Origin of the sequence: Corallococcus sp. CA047B (assembly GCF_003612065.1) — a bacterium.
GTDB classification, from domain to species: domain Bacteria; phylum Myxococcota; class Myxococcia; order Myxococcales; family Myxococcaceae; genus Corallococcus; species Corallococcus praedator.
Genome location: NZ_RAWD01000687.1, coordinates 1 through 832, shown reverse-complemented (window position 1 = coordinate 832; position 832 = coordinate 1). Strand labels below are relative to the sequence as shown.

The 832-nt window shown below is 67.8% G+C and carries 1 protein-coding gene; it reads right to left on the bottom strand.

The genetic code is table 11. The features are described from left to right. A protein-coding gene (locus D7X74_RS42185; protein WP_120538491.1) for an IS5 family transposase occupies positions 1-767 on the bottom strand; the annotation gives its coding sequence in 2 pieces (ribosomal slippage) (positions 1-422 and positions 422-767; 768 coding nt annotated over the 2 pieces). This gene is flagged as partial in the annotation. Between the last annotated feature and the right edge of the window lie 65 nt (positions 768-832).

Genomic DNA, 832 nt, shown 5'->3' with positions numbered 1-832 from the left:
GCAGCAGCCGAGGACGAGGAAGCCGAAGTGGACATCGTCCCTGCGCTCATCGCGGACGCGAAGGCGGCGCAGCTGGTTCTTCCAGGCCAGTGTGCGCTCCACCACCCAGCGGTAGCGTCCCAGCCGTTCCTTGGACTCCACACCTGGGCGGGCGATGCGCGGAGCAATGCCGCGCAGGCGCAAGCCGAGTCGGTTCTTCCTGGAGGCATAGGCTTTGTCGCCGTGGACCTTCGCGGGGCGGAAGCGTCGCTGCCCCGAAGGCATCCTCACCGCGGGGACGGAGTCGACGAGCGGGAAGAGTTCATGCGTGTCGTGCACGTTGGCCGCTGTCACGGACTCCGTCAGAGGCAGGCCGTGGGCGTCTACGAGAAGATGATGCTTGCTACCCGCCTTCGCTCTATCCGTCGGGCTTGGGCCCGTGAGGGCCCCCTTTTTGACGCCCGCACGGACGAGGAGTCGATGGAGGCGCGCGAGAAGTCCACCTTGCCTCGCAGCCCCAGCTCATCCAGCAGCCGCGCCTGGAGCTGTTCCCACACGCCGGCCCGGGTCCATTCCTCCAACCTGCGCCAGGCTGTCATGCCCGACAGGCCGAACTGCTTGCGAGGCAGCATCTCCCACGGGATGCCGCTCCTGAGCACGAAGACGATGGCCTCCAGCGCCGCCCGGTCGTCCGCACGAGGGCGGCCCAGCTTCTTCTTCGGCCGAGGCGGAGGCAGCAGGGGCGCCACGCGCTGCCAGAAGGCGTCGGGGACGAGTTCACGGACCATGTCCCTCAAGCTGAGGATGCCCCTTGCCAACGGCCAGCCCAGCCCTGACTTTCGTTAGGTGCTGT